Source organism: Acinetobacter lactucae (genome assembly GCF_013344765.1).
GTDB lineage: Bacteria > Pseudomonadota > Gammaproteobacteria > Pseudomonadales > Moraxellaceae > Acinetobacter > Acinetobacter lactucae_A.
The window spans coordinates 1-2,306 of record NZ_JABVBF010000273.1; the positions used below are offsets into that span (position 1 = coordinate 1).

The 2,306-nt window shown below is 40.9% G+C and carries 1 protein-coding gene; it reads right to left on the reverse strand.

Annotation, left to right across the window (positions count from 1 at the left end):
• Positions 1-2,269, reverse strand: a 2,269-nt coding sequence (locus HUN22_RS16560; protein ID WP_302675970.1) for an ESPR-type extended signal peptide-containing protein, incomplete at its 3' end; no start/stop codon positions are given.
• Positions 2,270-2,306 lie beyond the last annotated feature (37 nt).

The window sequence follows — 2,306 nt, forward strand, 5'->3', positions numbered from 1 at the left end:
TGCTGATGTTGGTGTTCGCCGCATCAATGCCTGACTTGGTCACACTCGGGCCACCTGTAACGGTTAAACCGTTGCTGTCCAGCTTGCTGTCACCCGCAGTCACACTGGTAACCGTAATGTCATCGGCTAGACTAAGTTGCACACCATCCGCTGTCGTTACACTGCTGACATTACTATCACCTTTAACATTGATAGTTTCACCCAACGAATAGTTGTTTGATGTACTGCCATCACCGAAATTAATACCCTTTTGAGCCTCTGTTAATGCTGTATTCGCTGTGCTTTGCGCTGCATTAGCTGAAGTCTGTGCATTGTTCGCATTAGTCAATGCAGTGTTGGCTGTGTTTTGAGCTGTCGTAACGTTGTTATTGGTTGTCGTTAATTGACTGAAATTAACTGCATCGCCCGATGCTGTACCAGCAGCAACATTTGTAATTTTTTGATTATTTAAATTTGCACCGCCATTTAAGTTACTTGCACCAGTAACATTTAATGTACCACCAGTAGTTAAATTCCCTGCTGTAACAGTACCCGTAAATGTAGGTGCATCAACTACATTATATCTATAAGTATTTGTTGCAGCATCATAGGTCGCTGTTGTATTGGTGCCGTTAGAAAAATTAACGGTTTCACCTAATTTTACGTTATCACCAGCTCCACTATTTACACTAAAATTCAAGCCTTTTTGCGCCTCTGTTAATGCTGTATTCGCTGTGCTTTGCGCTGCATTAGCTGAAGTCTGTGCATTGTTCGCATTAGTCAATGCAGTGTTGGCTGTGTTTTGAGCTGTCGTAACGTTGTTATTGGTTGTCGTTAATTGACTGAAATTAACTGCATCGCCCGATGCTGTACCAGCAGCAACATTTGTAATTTTTTGATTATTTAAATTTGCACCGCCATTTAAGTTACTTGCACCAGTAACATTTAATGCACCGCCAGTAGTTAAATTCCCTGCTGTAACAGTACCTGAAAAAACAGGTGCATCTGCAAGTTGAATATTAACTGTATTACCAGTCACAGCCGTTTTTAAGTTATTTCCAGAATAACTTCCAGCAGTTGAACCTGTTCCAGTAATATTAAGTGTAGTACCTAATTTATTTGCCGAACTACCTGTATTACCAGCAAAAGTAATCGGTTTCACAACTTCATTATTTAGATTAGTTAATGCCCCTGACACGGTATTAACAGGTGTATAGGTGGTTCCATCAGTTTTCGTTATTGTATAACTTGGAGGTGTATATACATCTGTTGCGGGATTATATGCAGCACCACCACCCAATGCTGTTGTATTACCAACAGCACGATTATTCACATCTTTTAACTGAGCTACCGTAACCGCATCTGAATCAGCGGCTCCATCGGCTACGTTTTGAATACGTCTGGTATTTGTTGCTGAACCTACTGAAACTACACCATTTGTTGCAGATGCAGCGACATTTGTTAGATATGAATTTCCACTTTGTACTGTAGTAGTAGAGCCTGCACCCAAAGCGACTGAATTTGTTACATTCGCAGTTGATCTAGGCCCAATAGCTACGCTATTTGCTGCTGAAGTTAGACTGTTAGTACCTATAGCAACACCATCAACAGCATTTGTATCTACAGTCGCGGTATTACCAATAGCAGTAGCATTATTCGCCCCACTGTTAACTTGAGCATTTTTTCCTATCGCCATTGCTGCTGTTGAACCAACGACTTGGCTCATCGCACCTATTGCTACGCTGTAGCTAGATGCACTATCAACTGCTGTAAAAGATGAGCCGGCTGCCAAACCTTCTGCGACAATATCTGCATCACTGTTATTTTGAAACGCAATTGATTGCGCCCCAGCAGCACTAGCCTGACCCCCAACTACCGTTGAATTTACACCAGTAGCATTTACATAATTTCCTAATGCAGTTGAATCTCCTGCGCTGGCATTTGCGTTTGCTCCAACGGCTAATCCGTTAGAATCGTTTGCACTAGCAGGAGTACCTGTATTTGCTCCAATTGCAATACCATTATTGATGGTTGGACTAGTATTAATAATTGAACCATATAAGTTTGTATAATCAGCCCACACTTGAGAAGCAGACAAACAGGAGACAATAGATAATACAAGTGCTTTGAGTCTAAATTTCTTCTCATTGCAAGCTATTTTTTCGACTGAACTATTTTCTTTAGAAGAGGTCGAAACAGAACCTGTTCTTGTTTTACTTTTAGCCAACTCTGATACAACAGTCCATGTACCAATAGAAGCATTCCATACCACTTTGTAGATTTTATTCATCTCATCACCCGTAAACCTATTGCTTGCATTTGTAAAC